This is a genomic window from Nocardia otitidiscaviarum NBRC 14405, from assembly GCF_000308635.1.
In the GTDB taxonomy this organism is placed as follows: Bacteria; Actinomycetota; Actinomycetes; order Mycobacteriales; family Mycobacteriaceae; genus Nocardia; species Nocardia otitidiscaviarum.
In genome coordinates, this window is record NZ_BAGD01000104.1 from 53,402 (window position 1) to 68,290 (window position 14,889).

15 protein-coding genes and 3 pseudogenes are annotated in these 14,889 nt (G+C 69.4%); 12 read left to right on the forward strand and 6 right to left on the reverse strand.

Annotated elements, in window-relative coordinates:
• Positions 1–38: 38 nt before the first annotated feature.
• On the reverse strand, positions 39–1,061 hold the full coding sequence (locus ON31_RS23445) for a hypothetical protein (protein WP_051037654.1): 1,023 nt from the start codon (positions 1,059–1,061) through the stop codon (positions 39–41).
• Between the two features lie 51 nt (positions 1,062–1,112).
• Between ON31_RS23445 and ON31_RS23450 the strand changes: the two genes are divergently transcribed.
• Positions 1,113–1,553 (forward strand): MarR family winged helix-turn-helix transcriptional regulator, encoded by a 441-nt coding sequence (locus ON31_RS23450; RefSeq protein WP_039816871.1) that lies wholly within the window; start codon positions 1,113–1,115, stop codon positions 1,551–1,553.
• A 3-nt stretch (positions 1,554–1,556) separates the two neighbouring features.
• Here ON31_RS23450 and ON31_RS23455 read toward each other — a convergent pair whose 3' ends face one another.
• Entirely contained in the window at positions 1,557–1,826 is a 270-nt protein-coding gene (locus ON31_RS23455; protein ID WP_081592682.1) for a hypothetical protein, read from the reverse strand.
• The gene (locus tag ON31_RS23460; protein WP_039816873.1) at positions 1,823–2,686 is read right to left on the reverse strand and encodes a PHP domain-containing protein; all 864 of its coding nucleotides are present in this window, start codon (positions 2,684–2,686) and stop codon (positions 1,823–1,825) included. Before ON31_RS23460 ends, ON31_RS23455 begins: the two co-directional genes overlap by 4 nt.
• A gap of 98 nt (positions 2,687–2,784) precedes the next feature.
• Here ON31_RS23460 and corA point away from each other — a divergent pair, with 98 nt between their 5' ends.
• Positions 2,785–3,855 carry a magnesium/cobalt transporter CorA gene (corA, locus tag ON31_RS23465; protein WP_039816915.1) on the forward strand — a complete coding sequence of 357 codons (1,071 nt, stop codon included), beginning with the start codon at positions 2,785–2,787 and terminating at the stop codon, positions 3,853–3,855.
• Between the two features lie 9 nt (positions 3,856–3,864).
• On the opposite strand, the gene ON31_RS23470 is transcribed toward corA, so the two are convergent.
• Genes ON31_RS23470 through ON31_RS23480 form a run of 3 tightly spaced genes read right to left on the reverse strand, consistent with a single transcriptional unit; the run spans position 3,865 to position 5,913 of the window.
• Positions 3,865–4,440 carry a suppressor of fused domain protein gene (locus ON31_RS23470; RefSeq protein ID WP_039816875.1) on the reverse strand — a complete coding sequence of 192 codons (576 nt, stop codon included), beginning with the start codon at positions 4,438–4,440 and terminating at the stop codon, positions 3,865–3,867.
• A 3-nt stretch (positions 4,441–4,443) separates the two neighbouring features.
• Entirely contained in the window at positions 4,444–4,944 is a 501-nt protein-coding gene (locus tag ON31_RS23475; protein WP_029931477.1) for a YflT domain-containing protein, read from the reverse strand.
• 12 nt (positions 4,945–4,956) lie between these two features.
• Positions 4,957–5,913, reverse strand: coding sequence for an HpcH/HpaI aldolase/citrate lyase family protein (locus tag ON31_RS23480; protein WP_039816876.1), 957 nt, complete (start codon positions 5,911–5,913; stop codon positions 4,957–4,959).
• Between the two features lie 68 nt (positions 5,914–5,981).
• Between ON31_RS23480 and ON31_RS23485 the strand changes: the two genes are divergently transcribed.
• The 10 genes and pseudogenes from ON31_RS23485 to ON31_RS23520 all read left to right on the forward strand — a co-directional run.
• A complete protein-coding gene (locus ON31_RS23485) occupies positions 5,982–7,313 on the forward strand; it encodes a magnesium transporter MgtE N-terminal domain-containing protein (RefSeq protein ID WP_051037655.1) in 1,332 nt (443 codons plus the stop codon).
• Positions 7,310–7,894 carry a DUF1003 domain-containing protein gene (locus ON31_RS23490; protein WP_039816877.1) on the forward strand — a complete coding sequence of 195 codons (585 nt, stop codon included), beginning with the start codon at positions 7,310–7,312 and terminating at the stop codon, positions 7,892–7,894. The genes ON31_RS23485 and ON31_RS23490 overlap by 4 nt, the downstream gene beginning before the upstream one ends.
• 162 nt (positions 7,895–8,056) lie before the next feature.
• A complete protein-coding gene (locus ON31_RS23495) occupies positions 8,057–9,445 on the forward strand; it encodes a lytic transglycosylase domain-containing protein (protein WP_255222228.1) in 1,389 nt (462 codons plus the stop codon).
• A gap of 114 nt (positions 9,446–9,559) precedes the next feature.
• Positions 9,560–10,432, forward strand: a complete 873-nt coding sequence (locus tag ON31_RS23500) for a lytic transglycosylase domain-containing protein (protein ID WP_039816921.1) — start codon at positions 9,560–9,562, stop codon at positions 10,430–10,432.
• A 91-nt stretch (positions 10,433–10,523) separates the two neighbouring features.
• Positions 10,524–11,660: an Mrp/NBP35 family ATP-binding protein gene (locus ON31_RS23505; protein ID WP_029931471.1), complete on the forward strand. Its 1,137-nt coding sequence runs from the start codon at positions 10,524–10,526 to the stop codon at positions 11,658–11,660.
• Positions 11,661–12,055: 395 nt separating this feature from the next.
• Positions 12,056–12,361: pseudogene (locus ON31_RS23510) on the forward strand (DivIVA domain-containing protein); the annotation flags it as partial.
• Positions 12,362–12,870: 509 nt separating this feature from the next.
• Complete coding sequence (locus ON31_RS23515; protein WP_039816878.1) at positions 12,871–13,437, forward strand: DNA-3-methyladenine glycosylase I; 567 nt, start codon at positions 12,871–12,873, stop codon at positions 13,435–13,437.
• Between the two features lie 173 nt (positions 13,438–13,610).
• A complete protein-coding gene (locus ON31_RS35780) occupies positions 13,611–13,778 on the forward strand; it encodes a DUF3117 domain-containing protein (RefSeq protein ID WP_006554284.1) in 168 nt (55 codons plus the stop codon).
• Positions 13,779–13,811: 33 nt separating this feature from the next.
• Positions 13,812–14,012 (forward strand): annotated as a pseudogene (locus ON31_RS38610) (putative RNA methyltransferase); the annotation flags it as partial.
• Between the two features lie 636 nt (positions 14,013–14,648).
• Positions 14,649–14,889: pseudogene (locus ON31_RS23520) on the forward strand (hypothetical protein); the annotation flags it as partial.

Below are 14,889 nucleotides of genomic sequence, written 5' to 3' on the forward strand. Positions count from 1 at the left end.
CGAGACAGAGTTGTTACCGATTACTCGGGGAATGGAATTCAGACGCCGACGGCCTCCTCGATTTCCGCCTCGATCTCGCTCTCGGTCGGCTGCCGCGACCGCTCGGACCGCGCGCGTTCGTAGCGCGCCGCCACGACCACCAGTGCCACCCCGGCCGCCAACCACAGCAGCAGGCTCAGCAGCCGTCCGCCCAGTCCGGCATTGTCGAAGTAGAGCAGCCCGCGCGCGCCCTCCACGAAACCCGCGCCGTTCCAGAAGGCGTGCAGCGCGCCGAAGAAGCCGTTCTGGAGTTCGGGGCCGTACACGCCGCCCGCGGTGGTGAAGTTGAGCATGACGAACAGCACCATGAGCGCCAGCGTGGTCCAGCGTTGCAGGAAGGTGTGCAGGCCGATGCCCACCGCCACGATGCCCGCGCTGTACAGCAGGCCCAGACCCCAGACCCCCGCGTAGCCGTGATCCACGATGTGGAAGACGGGACCGGCCAGCACGATGCCGATCACGCTCACCGCCAGCGACATGCCCAGCCCGAGCAGAGCGCGCACGCCCATGGGCAGCGCGGCACCGGCCGCACCGATCACCGCGACGCTGGTGTACGAGCCGATGCTCAACGCGACCAGCAGGAAGAACAGGCCCTGCGCGGTGGGATCGCCCGCGGCGGGTGCGGCCACGTCGGTGACGGTCAGCGGTGCGCCCTGCCGGGCGGCGACCTGGCCGAAGACCGCTTCCACGGCCATGGCGGTGGTATCCGAACCGGCCTTGGCGACCAGCAGTTCGGGCTGCCCCGGACCGGGCAGGTACGCACCGGAGAGCTCGCGGTCGCGCAGTCGCGCCACGGCCTGCTCGCGGTCGGGCAGGGTCACCACCTCGAGCGCGGCGCCGCCGCCGTCCTTCAGGGTCTGGGCGAGGACCTTGACCTCCGGGCTGTCACCGATGACGGCGATCTGGAGGTGGTGGGGTTCGGGCTGGTGGAACGCGCCCAGGTAGGCGAGGCCCATGCCGAGGCACATGAGCAGCGGTGTGAGCAGGTGACCGGCGAGGTGCCGCAGCTGAGGCGAGGCCATACACTCTCCAATGGTTGGTAAATACAACTATTATCGTTGTATGATACAACCATGAATTCCGAGCCCGCCTACCCCACCCGTGCGGCGGCCATCCAGAGCATCCAGCGCGAACTCACCGCCTTCGCCCGCCGCGCCCGCGGCAGATCGGCGGAACTGCACCCGGAGCTGTCCCTGGTGGCGTTCACCATCCTGGACCTGGTGATCGAACGCGACGGCTGCCTGGCCGCCGAGCTGGCCCAGCACTTCGCCCTGGACAAGTCCACCGTGAGCCGCCAGGTCAGTGCCCTCGAACAGGCGAATTACCTACGGCGCGAAGTGGATCCGACCAACCGGCGCAACCATGTCCTGCACGCCACCGCGGCCGGACGCGAGATCGCCCGCGAGGCCGACGAACGGCGGCGGGAAGCGTTCACACTGCGCTTCCTGGACTGGGACGACGCCGACGTCGCCCGATTCGCGGACTATCTGCGCCGCTACAACGACAGCGACTGAGACCTAGTCCCACCACTGTGTCCACAGCAGCGCCGAGACCGTCGCCAGTACGATCACCGCGCCGACCAGCGTGGCACCCCAGGTCCGCCGACGATCGGCGTAGACCTGCACCCCGACCGCCAGCACCGCCGCCGCGATGTGCCAGGCGATCACGCCGACTCCGGGCCCCGGGAAACCCTTGCGCGCCCCGAGGATTCCGGCTCCCAGCACGGTCGCCGCCAGCACCGCCGTCCCCCCGGCGACCACCCCACTCAACCCCCGCACCACCCTCATGACGTCCCCTTGGAGATCACCGGCACACCCGTCGCCTTGCCCACCAATTCCTCGAACTGCTCCGGATCGGTGGTGAATTCGCCGATCCGGATGGTCTTGTTGCTGCCGTGGTAGTCGGAGGAGCCCGTGGTCAGCAGGCCCAGTTCGGCCGCCAGCTCGGTGAGCACCGTGCGGTCGGCGGCATTGTGGTCGGGGTGGTCGATCTCCAGGCCGCCCAGGCCGATCGCGGCCAGATCGCGGATATCGTCCAGCGCCAGCAGCCGTCCGCGCTTGCGCGCCCGCGCGTGCGCCACCACACTCACACCCCCGGCCGAGGCGACCATCTCCACCGCACGCCGCAGCGGGGTATCCGCCTTCTCCACGTAGTAGCGGCCGTGCGGGGCGAGCAGATCCTGGAAGGCCGCGTCCACACTGGGCACCACCCCGGCCGCCACCAGCGCCCGCGCCAGATGCGGCCGACCCGCCGACGGACCCACCGAGGCCATCAGCTCCTCCGGATCGACGGGCAGGCCGTCGGCCGCCATGCGCTCGGCCATCCCGCGCAGCCGGACCACACGTTCGGCGCGCAGCCGCTCCCGCTCCTGCGCGAACGACTCGTCGGAGGGATCGAACAGGTACGCCAGCAGGTGCACCGGCACCGGATACCCGTCCTCGCCCATGCCCACACACGACATCTCCATCCCCCGTACCAGCGTCACCCCCGGCGGCAGCGCCTCGACCGCCGCGGCCCAGCCGGAGGTGGTGTCGTGGTCGGTCAGCGCCACCACGTCCAGTCCGGCGGCCGCGGCGTTGCGGACCAGTTCGGCCGGGGTGTCGGTGCCGTCGGAGGCGGTGGAATGGGTGTGGAGATCGATGCGCACGGGTCCATCTTGCCTGCGCCGGTATCGATCTTGTTCGCCCCCGCCCGTCACGCGCGGTTCGACCGCCCCCGCGCGGATAGCATCGGGCCGTGCCCACCATGCCGCCGCTGCCGTCGTTCCGCGGGCCGCGCCGCGCCGCCGACGGGGACCGACCGCGCATTCCGGTGCCGACCGCGCGCGCCGTCGTGGACTGCGGGGTGTACGTGGCGGGCAAGCGGCTTCCGGGACGGTTCGCCCACGAGCAGGCCCTGCGCGAGGTCCGCGAACGCGGCGCGGGCTTCGTCTGGCTCGGGCTCTACGAGCCGGACGCCACCCAGATGGCGGACGTGGCGCGCACGTTCGGCCTGCACGACCTGGCGGTCGAGGACGCCGTGCAGGCGCATCAGCGCCCCAAGCTGGAGCGCTACGACGACACGCTGTTCGTGGTGCTGCGCACCGTCGACTACCACGAACACGAGTTGAACACCGTGAGCGAGATCGTGAGCACCGGCGAGATCATGGTGTTCCTCGGCACCGATTTCGTGATCACCGTGCGCCACGGCGACCACACCGCCCTGACCGGCGTGCGCCACGAACTCGAGGCCGACCCCGACCATCTCGCCCTCGGCCCGGCCACCGTGCTGCACGCCGTGGCCGACCGGGTCGTCGACACCTACGTGGAGGTGTCCGAGCGCATCGAAGACGATGTGGACCTGATGGAGGAGGCGGTGTTCACCCCGGGGAACAAGCTCACCGTCGAACCCATCTACCAGCTCAAACGCGAAGTGGTGGAACTGCGCCGGGCGGTGAACCCACTGGCGCTGCCGCTGCAATTCCTCACCCACGACACGGCGCTGCCGCTGCCGAAGGAGATCCGGCGCTACCTGCGCGACGTCACCGACCACCACACCGCGGTGGCCGAGCGCATCACCGATTTCAACGAACAGCTCAGCGCGCTCATCAATGCCGCGCTGGCGAAGGTGAGCGTGCAGCAGAACACCGATATGCGCAAGATCTCCGCATGGGCCGCCATGGCGGCGGTGCCCACCATGGTCGCGGGCATCTACGGCATGAACTTCGAGTACATGCCGGAACTGAAGTGGCCCTTCGGTTATCCACTGATCTGGGGGATCATCCTGAGCGCCTGCGGCGTGCTGCTCGTGCTCTTCCGACGCAACAGGTGGTTGTGAGAGCTCCGGTCAGAGGTTGGCCGCACCCCGATCGGGATCGCGTACGTCGATGCCCGCTTCGGTCCAGGCGTCGCGCAGGGCCGCCGCACCGCGAATCCGCACCCACGCCGCCTCGGTCGCGGTGATCGGGGTGACCGTCAGAAAGCGCACGGGCTCCGCCGGTTCCGGCAGCTTCACCTCGGCCATATCGCTCGCACCGAGCAGCACGGCGGTGAAGCGGGCGTTGTGCCACAGCGGTTCTCCCAGATCCAGCAATGCATCCGGTTGCAGCACAACGCCTTCCACGGCGGGCGTGGCCACCAGCACACCGAGGGTACGCACCAGGCCGGAACTCGCGCCCGCACTGCCCAACTGGGTGAGCACCAGTTCCGCGCGCGGGCCGCGCAGCGGATCGGCCAGCGCCGCGGAGGGATCGGTCATGGGATGGCGGGAGCCGCCCAGCGTCACGTAGTGCACCAGATCGCCCGCCGGAACGCGCAGGATCTCGATGGGCTCCAGCCCGAGGAAGGTCACCGAGGCGGAATCGACCGATGCCACCCCGAAATGTCCGAGCACCGCGGCCCGGACGTCGTCGATCACATCCATCCGCTAGATCGCCAGCCTCGCCAGCATGTCCCGCGCCTGCTCGGCCGCCTTGGGTTCGCACAGCACGTCGTAGCGGCCCGCCACCAACTGCATGGTGGAGGCGAAGTCGCGCTGGCCGCGGGTGGCCGCGTACGGAATGGCCGCCGAGATCAGGCCGAAGATGATGCCGCCGACCAGGCCGACCGCGATGATGCCCAGGCTGCTGCTGCCCTCGGGCCGGAACAGGCTCAGCAGCAGGCCGATGAACAGACCCAGCCACGCGCCCGAAACCATGCCGCCGCCGATGACCTTGCCCCAGGTCAACCGGTACAGCACGCGTTCGACCTGCATGAGGTCGACACCGACGATGGTGACGTTCTCGACCGGAAAGTGGTTGTCCGCCAGATAGTCGACGGCCTTCTGCGCCTCGGCGTAGGTGGGGTACGACCCGACCGGCCAGCCCGACGGGGGCGTCGGCAGTCCCGGCCGGTTGCGGTTGTTCGGTGTCCCCATGGGATTGGTCATAGCCATATCATGCTATTTCTGCTCGTCGGCGGGGCCAACGAAACGCGTGGTTCGCGTCATTCCGGCCGCCCGTCCTTTATCAGCGATGACCTGCGCCATCTTCGCACTGGCCTCATCGATCATCTCGTCACCCAGCATAACCGCGCCCCGCGCGCCACCATCGGCGGACGTGTGGAAGGCGTACGCGTCCAGGATCTCCTCGGCCTTGTCGTAGTCGGCCTGGCGCGGGCTGAAGATCTCGTTGGCCGCGGCGATCTGGTCCGGATGCAGTACCCATTTGCCGTCGAAGCCGAGCGCGGCGGTGCGGGCGGCATTGCGGCGGAAGCCCTCGATATCGCGGACCGCCAGATAGGGGCCGTCGATGGCCTGGAGGCCGTGCGCGCGGGCGGCGAGCAGGATCGTCATATAGATGTGGTGGTAGGCGTCGCCCGGCGTGTAACCCTCGGGCTGCTCCCCCACCACCAGGGTGCGCATGCTGATGCTGGCCATGAAGTCGGCGGGGCCGAAGACCAGCGTCTGCACCCGGGGGCTGGCGGTGGCGATCTCGTCGATATTGCGCAGGCCCAGGGCGTTCTCGATTTGCGGTTCGATGCCGATCCCGCCGGGGGTGAGGCCGTTGGCCTTCTCCAGCTGGGTCAGCAGCAGGTCCAGGGCGCGCACCTGGCCCGCGTCGGTGACCTTGGGCAGCAGGATGGCGTCCAGATTCGCGCCCGCGCCGTCCACGACCATGATCACGTCGGCGTAGGTCCACTCGGTGGTCCAGTCGTTGACCCGCACCACGCGGATCTGGTCGCCCCAGCCGCCGGAGTTCAGGGCCGCCACGATATTCGCCCGTGCCGCCGCCTTCGCCGCCGGCGCGACCGCGTCCTCGAGGTCCAGGAACACCTCGTCGGCGGCGAGTCCCTTGGCTTTCTCGATCATGCGCTGATTGCTGCCGGGTACGGCGAGTACCGAACGGCGCGATGTCATGCGTCACCTCTCACATCCGCGCTCGTGGCGCGACAATTCGGGCAGCCAGACCCTCTAGCCTGACAGTTATGGCAGCGACGAAGGTATTCGCCGCCCGGCTCGCGGGCCTGGTGGTACTGGGACCGGACGGGGAGTCTATCGGCCGCCTCCGTGATCTGGTGATCTCCATCCGGTACGACCGGCAGCAGCCGCGCATCCTCGGCATCCTCGTCGAACTGCCCACCCGGCGGCGCATTTTCGTGCCCATGCTGCGGGTGACCTCGATCGAACCCGGCGCGATCACCCTGAATACCGGCACCATCAGCGTGCGCCGCTTCGAGCAGCGGCACGGTGAGATGCTGGCCATCGCCCAGATCATCGACTCCACCGTGCGGGTGGACGATCCGGAACTGCCGGAGCTGGGCAATATCGATGTGGTGGTGACCGATCTCGGCCTGGAGCAGACCCGCACCCGCGACTGGGTGGTGTCCCGGGTGGCGGTGCGCGAACGCCGCCGGCTGGGCTCGGCCTTCCGTCGCCGCGGGGCCGTGCACGTGGTCGCGTGGTCGCATGTGCGGGGTTTGACTCAGACGGAGCTCAACCTGCCGGGCCAGGACGTCACCCAGCTGCTCGAGCAATTCGAGGGCATGCGGGCGGCGGATGTCGCACATCTGGTGCGCGAACTCCCGGAGAAGCGCCGTATCGAGGTGGTGCGCGCGCTCGACGACGAGCGCCTCGCCGATGTGGTGCAGGAATTGCCGGAGAACGACCAGATCGAACTGCTGGAACAGCTCGGCACCGAACGCGCCGCCGACCTGCTCGAGGCGATGGACCCCGACGACGCCGCCGACCTGCTCGGCGAGCTGCCCGCGGGCGAGGCGGAATCGCTGCTGGCCCTGATGGATCCGGAGGAATCCGAACCGGTGCGGCGGCTGCTCGAGCATGCGCCTTACACCGCCGGTGGCCTCATGACCCCCTCCCCGGTGGTGCTCACCGCCTCCACCACCATCGCCGAGGCGCTGGCCCGGGTGCGCGATCCGGATCTCACCCCGGCACTGGCCTCCATGGTCTTCGTGGTGCGCCCGCCGACCGCGACGCCCACCGGCCGGTATCTGGGCTGCGTACACATTCAGCAACTACTGCGCGAACCTCCGGCACACCTGGTGGGCGGCATTCTCGACACCGATCTGAGCCCGCTGCGCCCGGAGGCGTCACTCACCGCGGTCACCCGCTATTTCGCCACCTACAACCTGGTGTGCGGGCCGGTGGTCGACGACGAGAACCACCTGCTGGGCGCGGTCTCGGTGGACGATCTGCTGGACCACCTGCTGCCCGAGGACTGGCGCGAACAAGATGAGCACGAGCTCACCGAGGCGACCGGAACCGTTGTCGCGCACAAGCTTCCGGGAGGCAAGCCATGACCGACCACAGCCCCCGGGGGCGGTTGGAGACGCCGTCGGAGTCGCGCTTCCGGTTCGACTGGGACGCCGAGGCGCTGGCCCGCTCCAGCGAACGCGTGGCCCGGTTCCTGGGCACCGGGCGCTATCTGGCGATCCAGACCGTCGTGGTGGTGGTGTGGATCGTGCTCAATGTCTTCGCGGTGAGCCTGCGCTGGGACCCGTATCCGTTCATCCTGCTCAACCTGGCTTTCTCCACTCAGGCCGCCTATGCCGCGCCGCTCATCCTGCTGGCGCAGAACCGGCAGGACAATCGCGACCGGGTGGCCTTCGAAGAGGACCGGATGCGCGCCGCCCAGACCAAGGCCGACACCGAGTTCCTGGCTCGGGAGCTGGCGGCGCTGCGGTTGGCCGTCGGCGAGGTCGCGACCCGCGACTACCTGCGGCGCGAACTCGAGGACATCAAGGATCTGATCACCCATCTGGACGGCGAATCCGCAGGTGGAACGGACAAATCAGACCGGTCAGGCGAACGCAAAAAGAAGAAGGGTACCGAGAGAAAGAGGTCCGAGGTCGTAGTTTCGCCGCAAAAAGATGGCGAATGACGGCACAAGTTGCACACAACAAGCTTACGGATGGGTAACCTGGATCACGTTGTTCCGAGCAACCGACTCAGACACCTTCCACTGAGGTGGGTGTCACCGCGCTACCGGCTGCTCCACGACTGTTGAGGGGATTGTGTGGTGCCAAAACGAATAGCAGCTCCGGTGACAGCATCGGCTCTCATCCTGGCCGGACTCGTCACCGCCGGATCGGCCACCAATACCACCCACAGAACCGAGGCGCCCCAGGCTCCCGACGCCCTGCTGGCCGCCAGCGCGGTCGACGCCGTCGCCGCCGACCAACCCGCCTCCGACAAACTCGTCGGACTGGTGCCCGCCGCCCCGGAGCCGCCGCGCAAACTGCGCGCCCTGACCCCGCCCGCGGACGGCATGTTCAACGGCACCGTGCCGCTGCAGGACATCGCGCTCCCGGGCGGCGCCGGCGTACTCGGCATTCCGGAGATCGTGCTCGCCGCCTACCGCAATGCCGAGCTGGCGCTGGAATCCTCCATGCCCGGCTGCGGGCTGTCGTGGAATCTGCTGGCCGGAATCGGACGCATCGAATCCGGACATGCCAGCAATGGCCGCACCGACGCCGCGGGCACCACCGTCACGCCCATCTACGGCCCGGCGCTGGACGGAACCCTGCCGGGCAACGAGATCATCAAGGCCGCCGACGGCGGTTATGTGCGCGCCCTGGGCCCCATGCAGTTCCTGCCCGGCACCTGGGCGCTGTACGCCGCCGACGGCAACGGCGACGGCGTCTCCGATCCGCACAATGTCTTCGACGCCGCGCTGGCCGCGGGCAAGTACCTGTGCTCGGGCAATATGAACCTGCGCGATCAGCAGCAGCAGCTGCGGGCCGTGCTGCGCTACAACAACTCCATGTCGTACGCGGCCCAGGTGCTGAGCTGGTCGCACGCCTACAAGACCGGCGGCGCGCCCACCCAGGTCAGCATCTCGCCGGATCTCATCGCCCCGGGCAGCATTCCCACCGCGAGCGTGCCGGATATGACGCTGGCCAACAACACGCTCCCGACCCCGTCCACCTCGGAGCAGCCGCCGTCGAACACCGTCGCGCCGCAGCAGACGCCGACCCAGGTGATGATCACCATTCCGGGGCTGCCGCCGATTCCGTGCGGCATCTTCTGCCCGCCGCCCCCGCCGAACCCCTGTGCGCAGGAAGCGGTTCCGGCGCCGATGCCGGATCCGATGGACGCGGCGAATGCGGCACCGGAAGTGGGCAAAGCGGAGGAATCGGCCCAGCCCGACCTGTCCGGGCAGCAATTCGGTCCGGACGGTCGGCCGCTGCCGACCCCGGCGTCCTGCACCGCCCCCGAGGCCGCCCAGCCGCCGCAGCCCGCACCGCAGCCGCAGGCTCAGCCGCAGCCCGAGAATCCGGTGCTGCCAACGGAATCCGCACCGCCCGCGCCCGCCGAGGGCTCGGCTCCCGCGCCCGCGGAGGAGCCCGCCGCGCCGCCCGCGCCGGCCATCACGCTGCCGTTCGGCATCACGATTCCGCTGCCCCCGCCGCCCCCGGCCCCGGCTCCGTGACGCAAACGAGAAAAAGGATCACGAAGGAGTAACGAACAGATCTCGAATGCGGTACCGTGATCTCCATTGCATTACCGAGGGCACATCCGGACAGCAATGGAGGGCCATCACACCGTGGGACGTCACCGCAAACCGCCGGCCGTCAACGTACGTCGGCAGTCTGTCATCGCACTCACCGGACTCGTTCCCGCGGGGCTCGCCACCGTAACCGGGGCGGCCGACGGCAGCCTGGCCGACAAGCTGGCAAGCTCTGTGCAGCAACGGATTTCGCCTGAAGCCGACGATCACCTACCCAGACTGGAGGCGGCCGCCGCACCGGTGGCCGCCGCCCCGGAACTCCTGCTGCGAGAGGCCAAACAGGCCGCGCCGCCACCACCGCCGCAGGTGCGGACGATCGCGCAGCCCGACGGCCGCGCTCCGGCCGCCGCCCCCACCGGTCCGCTCGATATGCCCGGCATCGCCGAGGCCGCGTACAAGAACGCGGAACATGTACTGGCGGCGGAGAATCCGACCTGCGGCATGTCGTGGTCCATGCTCGCCGGTATCGGCCGCGTGGAATCCCGGCACGTTTTCGGCGGCAAGGCCGACGACGGCGGCAACCCGCTCACCCCCGTCTACGGACCGGTGCTGGACGGCAGCCTGTACGGCAACCACGTGATCTACGATTCCGACGGCGGCTCCCTGGACGGGCTCCAGGGTTACGACCGCGCGGTCGGTCCCATGCAGTTCCTGCCCGAGACCTGGAAGCACTACGCGGCCGACGGCAACGGCGACGGTATCGCCGACCCGCAGAACCTCTTCGACGCCACCCTCACCGCGGGCAAATACCTGTGCTCGGGCGGCCTCGACATGCGGGATCGGGCGCAGCAGACCCGCGCCATCCTCCGGTACAACAACTCCATGGCCTACGTCGCCAACGTGATGGCCTGGCAGGTCGCCTATCAGAGCGGCGTCGCACCGCAGCCCGCCCAATTGCCGCGCATCTGAGGCCCATCGATGCCACGCATCCGAGGCCCATCGATGCCACGCATCCGAGGCCCATCGATGCCACGCATCCGAGGCCAATAGACTGGCGTACATGCCAGTGGTAACGGAATCGGATGTGCGGGGCGCGCTCGCGAAGGTGGACGACCCGGAGATCCGGAAGCCGATCACCGAACTGGGCATGGTGAAGAGCGTCGAGATCGGCGCCGACAGCAGTGTCCACGTCGAGATCTACCTGACGACGGCGGCGTGCCCGCTCAAGACCACGCTCACCGAGCGGGTCACCAAGGCGGTCGCCGACGTGCCCCATGTGGGCGCGATCGACGTGACCCTCGACGTCATGAACGACGAGCAGCGCACCGAGCTGCGCCGCAAGCTGCGCGGCGACGCCGCCGAACCGGTCATCCCCTTCGCCCAGCCCGGGTCGCTGACCCGCGTGTACGCGGTGGCCTCCGGTAAGGGTGGCGTCGGAAAGTCCAGCGTCACCGTGAATCTCGCGGCCGCCATGGCCGCGCGCGGACTCGCGGTGGGCGTGCTCGACGCCGATATCTACGGCCACTCGGTGCCGCGCATGCTGGGCACCGACCAGCGGCCCACCCAGGTGGAGCGGATGATCATGCCGCCGGTCGCGCACGACGTGAAGGTCATCTCGATCTCCATGTTCACCCAGGGCAATACGCCCGTGGTGTGGCGCGGACCCATGCTGCACCGGGCGTTGCAGCAGTTCCTCGCCGACGTGTTCTGGGGCGATCTGGACGTGCTGCTGCTCGACCTGCCGCCCGGCACCGGTGACGTGGCCATCTCGCTGGCCCAGCTCATCCCCAATGCCGAGATCCTGGTGGTGACCACCCCGCAGCTGGCCGCCGCCGAGGTGGCCGAGCGCGCGGGCTCCATCGCGCTGCAGACCCGCCAGCGCATCGCGGGCGTCATCGAGAACATGTCCTGGCTCGATCTGCCCGACGGCACCCGCATGGACCTCTACGGCTCCGGCGGCGGTCAGACCGTCGCCGAGAACCTCACCCGCGCCATCGGCGCGAATGTCCCGCTGCTGGGTCAGATCCCGATCGAACAGTCGCTGCGCGAGGCGGGCGACGAGGGCACCCCCATCGTCCTGCGCGCCCCCGACAGCGCCTCGGGCAAGGCGCTGCGCGATATCGCCGACAAACTCGCGGTCCGCCGACGCGGCCTGGCGGGCATGTCCCTCAATATCGACACCACCCGCCACCTCTGACCTACCCCACACCCGAACAACCGACTCACCCCCACCGCCCTCGGCCAGCCCGCACGCACCGCAGCACTCGGACAGCCCACACACGCACCGCTGCGCTCGGACAGCCCACGCAGCACACTCCGAGCGGGTGCTCCCCCGGCACATCTCCCACCGGGCCAGCTCCCGCACCCCCACAACACGCCCACCACATTTCGCACACCCGAACATTTTGTTTCGGTGTACCGTTGACACTGTCGGACAGCGTGTACCGACAGCCACCGCGGTCCCGCGCCACCGCACCCAGGCGCGGGACCGCACCCACCACCACGCTCCCCCTCCCCCAACCGAATTCGACGGCCGAATTCCGCCGGGGCCGAGCCCACCCCCGCCCCCGAACGCCCCCTAAGCTCGAACCCATGCTCACGCTGCTGCTGTACGTGCTGATCGTCGGTCTGGTGGCCGCGCTGCTGTTCCTGGTCGCCAGCGCGGTATTCGGCCGATCCGAGGAGCTGGGCCCGCTCCCCGAGGGCACCACCGCCACCGTGCTCCCCGTCGACGGCATCACCGGCGGCGATGTGCGCGCCCTGCGCTTCCAGCAGGTGCTGCGCGGCTACAAGGCCGGTGAGGTCGACTGGGCCCTGACCCGCCTCGCCGCCCGCATCGACGAACTCGAATGGCAGCTGGCCCAGGCCCGCGCGGGCCAGCCCGCACCGGCCAACGGCACCTCGTACCGCGAGCACACCGCCACCCCGCACCGCGATACCGCCAACGGCACCGCTCGGCCGGACAGCGACACCGAACGTGCCCCACGCCCGGGCGACCCCGTCACCAGGCCGGTCGACCCCGCCGACAGCGCCCACCCTCCAAGCCACTTCGACCCCCACACCCCGCGGACGAATCCCGGCGAACCGTTCACACCCGGCGACCAGGCCGCTCGTACCGGCCGATTCTCTGCGGCGACCGAGGTCTCCGGGGCGTCGCGACCGGGCGAGACGCCCACCCCTGCGGTCCCGACGTTCGGGCATCCGAACGGCGGTCCGGTGTTCGGTTCGGTGCCGAGCGATAGCCCCGTCGCCACCGGGTCCAGTTCGGTGAACCGGACTACGCCCGCGGATTCCGGCGCGGGAGCACCGGACCACGCGCCCGCCGCGGGTCCGGGCCGGTCGGACGGGCAGGCGATGCCCGGCATCGTGCCCGGCGTCTCCACGCCCGAGACCGAGGCGGACGAGCGGTGACGACCCTGGAATCACCCGCCGACGGACTGACCAGGTGCGGCTGGTCGACCGGGTCGCAGCTGTATCGGGATTACCACGACCAGGAATGGGGAAAGCCCCTGCACGGGGATGACGCATTGTTCGAACGGATGTGTCTGGAGGCGTTTCAGTCCGGACTTTCCTGGATCACGATTTTGCGGAAGCGGCCCGCATTCCGGGCGGCGTTCGAGGGGTTCGAGATCGAGCGGGTGGCGAAGTTCGGGGACGCCGATGTGGAACGACTGCTCGGCGATCCGGGCATAGTTCGCAATCGCGCCAAAATCGAGGCTTGTATCACCAATGCCAGGGTTGCCCGGGAGCTCGACACCGGCCTCGACGAGCTGCTCTGGTCGTTCGCGCCGGGGCCGCGACCGCGTCCGGCGACACTGTCCGACGTGCCCGCCGTCACAGCCGAATCCACCGCTCTCGCAAAAGATCTGAAGAAGCGCGGCTTCCGTTTCGTCGGTCCCACGACGGCCTACGCGCTGATGCAGGCGACCGGAATGGTGGATGATCACGTGGTCGATTGCTGGGTACGCCCATAGCACCCGCACGCGCCACAACGGTCGGTTTTTGGAACTCAGGTACCCGCCCCGATCGGCGATAGGGAAGAATGGGTGCGGTGCGGCCCGCCACATACGCGCGGGCTGCCAGTTGGTGACAACTGGAGTTCCATGAAAGTGCGCAGCAGACCGCGCAGATCTGGAGGGAGCAGAGGATGGCGGCCATGAAGCCCCGCACCGGGGACGGTCCCCTCGAGGCAACCAAGGAAGGGCGTGGAATCGTCATGCGGGTTCCACTCGAGGGTGGCGGGCGTCTGGTCGTCGAGCTCACGCCGGAGGAAGCCGCGGCGCTCGGTGACGAACTCAAGAGTGTCACCAGCTAGCAGCCTGACCTGCCGGTGAGCCGCACCGACCCGGTGAACCGGCTCACCGGCACCGCAGCGACGCATCTCGGCGACACCGAACCGCTCACCGGTCCCGTACCGGGCCCGACCGAGCGGCCCTTCGCATGCGCCGATCTACTCTCCTGCCCGGAGTGCGGCCGGGACCTCACCGGCCGGGACCGCACCCTGCGCTGCCCCCGGGGCCACTCCTTCGACCTGGCCAAACAGGGCTACGTCAGCCTCCTCACCGGCTCGTCCACCAAAATGGCCGGCGACACCCCGGAAATGCTCGACGCCCGCGCCGCATTCCAAGCCGCGGGCCACTTCGCCCCCATCGCCGCGGCCGTGGCCCGTACGGTGGGCAATGCGCTCGCCCCGATGCACACGCCGTCGACACACCCGCCCCACGCCGACGAGGTGGATAGGGGCGACCTCGGACCCGCCCCAACCACCGGGACGCGGCATACGACGCCCGACCCAGCTCCGCACATGGCCGGCAGTCGAGTAGCGAGGAAGTTCGCGCCCGCGGCAACCCCGGCACCAACCTCGCGGGAGGCCGGGGGAACGACTGACGCCAGCCCGTCTGCGCCTGCGGCAGAAGCGGTGCGACCGGCAGCAACGGATGGAAGTGCGCCTGCCGCCGGGCTCCCCCGCCCCGGCGCATCATCGACCACGACCGGCCTCCCGCGTGGATCGGCAGCCGGCGTGGGCGGGAACTCGAACGGCCCCGCTCGGCCCGGGGCTGTTCGAGCAGCGTCGGCGGCACGGCTCGCGGCGACCCTGCTGTCGGGTGCGGTGCACGACCGCACCGAACATGGCGGCCTTGCGAGCGACACGATCACGGCCGCATGCGACGACCACAGTTCGAGCATGGCGGCATCGGACCCGGTGAACGCGGCGGTTCATCCGGGTGCGGAGGTTTCGCCCGCAAACGACCATGCGGACGAGCATGGTGCGCCCGCACGCTCGCATCAGGGCGAGAACCTACCGCTCGCAACTACCCGCGCGGGCGATGACCTACCGCCGCGCCGGACCGACCCGGCGGTGTTGGAGATCGGGGCGGGGACCGGGTACTACCTGGCGACGGTGCTGGATGCGGCGCCCGCCGCGC

Excerpts from the sequence above, each read along its gene's own strand:
- ON31_RS23445 (WP_051037654.1), bottom strand. The coding sequence starts at position 1,061 with ATGGCCTCGCCTCAGCTGCGGCACCTCGCCGGTCACCTGCTCACACCG.
- ON31_RS23450 (WP_039816871.1), top strand. The coding sequence starts at position 1,113 with ATGAATTCCGAGCCCGCCTACCCCACCCGTGCGGCGGCCATCCAGAGC.
- ON31_RS23455 (WP_081592682.1), bottom strand. The coding sequence starts at position 1,826 with ATGAGGGTGGTGCGGGGGTTGAGTGGGGTGGTCGCCGGGGGGACGGCG.
- corA (WP_039816915.1), top strand. The coding sequence starts at position 2,785 with ATGCCGCCGCTGCCGTCGTTCCGCGGGCCGCGCCGCGCCGCCGACGGG.
- ON31_RS23470 (WP_039816875.1), bottom strand. The coding sequence starts at position 4,440 with ATGGATGTGATCGACGACGTCCGGGCCGCGGTGCTCGGACATTTCGGG.
- ON31_RS23475 (WP_029931477.1), bottom strand. The coding sequence starts at position 4,944 with ATGACCAATCCCATGGGGACACCGAACAACCGCAACCGGCCGGGACTG.
- ON31_RS23480 (WP_039816876.1), bottom strand. The coding sequence starts at position 5,913 with ATGACATCGCGCCGTTCGGTACTCGCCGTACCCGGCAGCAATCAGCGC.
- ON31_RS23485 (WP_051037655.1), top strand. The coding sequence starts at position 5,982 with ATGGCAGCGACGAAGGTATTCGCCGCCCGGCTCGCGGGCCTGGTGGTA.
- ON31_RS23490 (WP_039816877.1), top strand. The coding sequence starts at position 7,310 with ATGACCGACCACAGCCCCCGGGGGCGGTTGGAGACGCCGTCGGAGTCG.
- ON31_RS23505 (WP_029931471.1), top strand. The coding sequence starts at position 10,524 with ATGCCAGTGGTAACGGAATCGGATGTGCGGGGCGCGCTCGCGAAGGTG.
- ON31_RS35780 (WP_006554284.1), top strand. The coding sequence starts at position 13,611 with ATGGCGGCCATGAAGCCCCGCACCGGGGACGGTCCCCTCGAGGCAACC.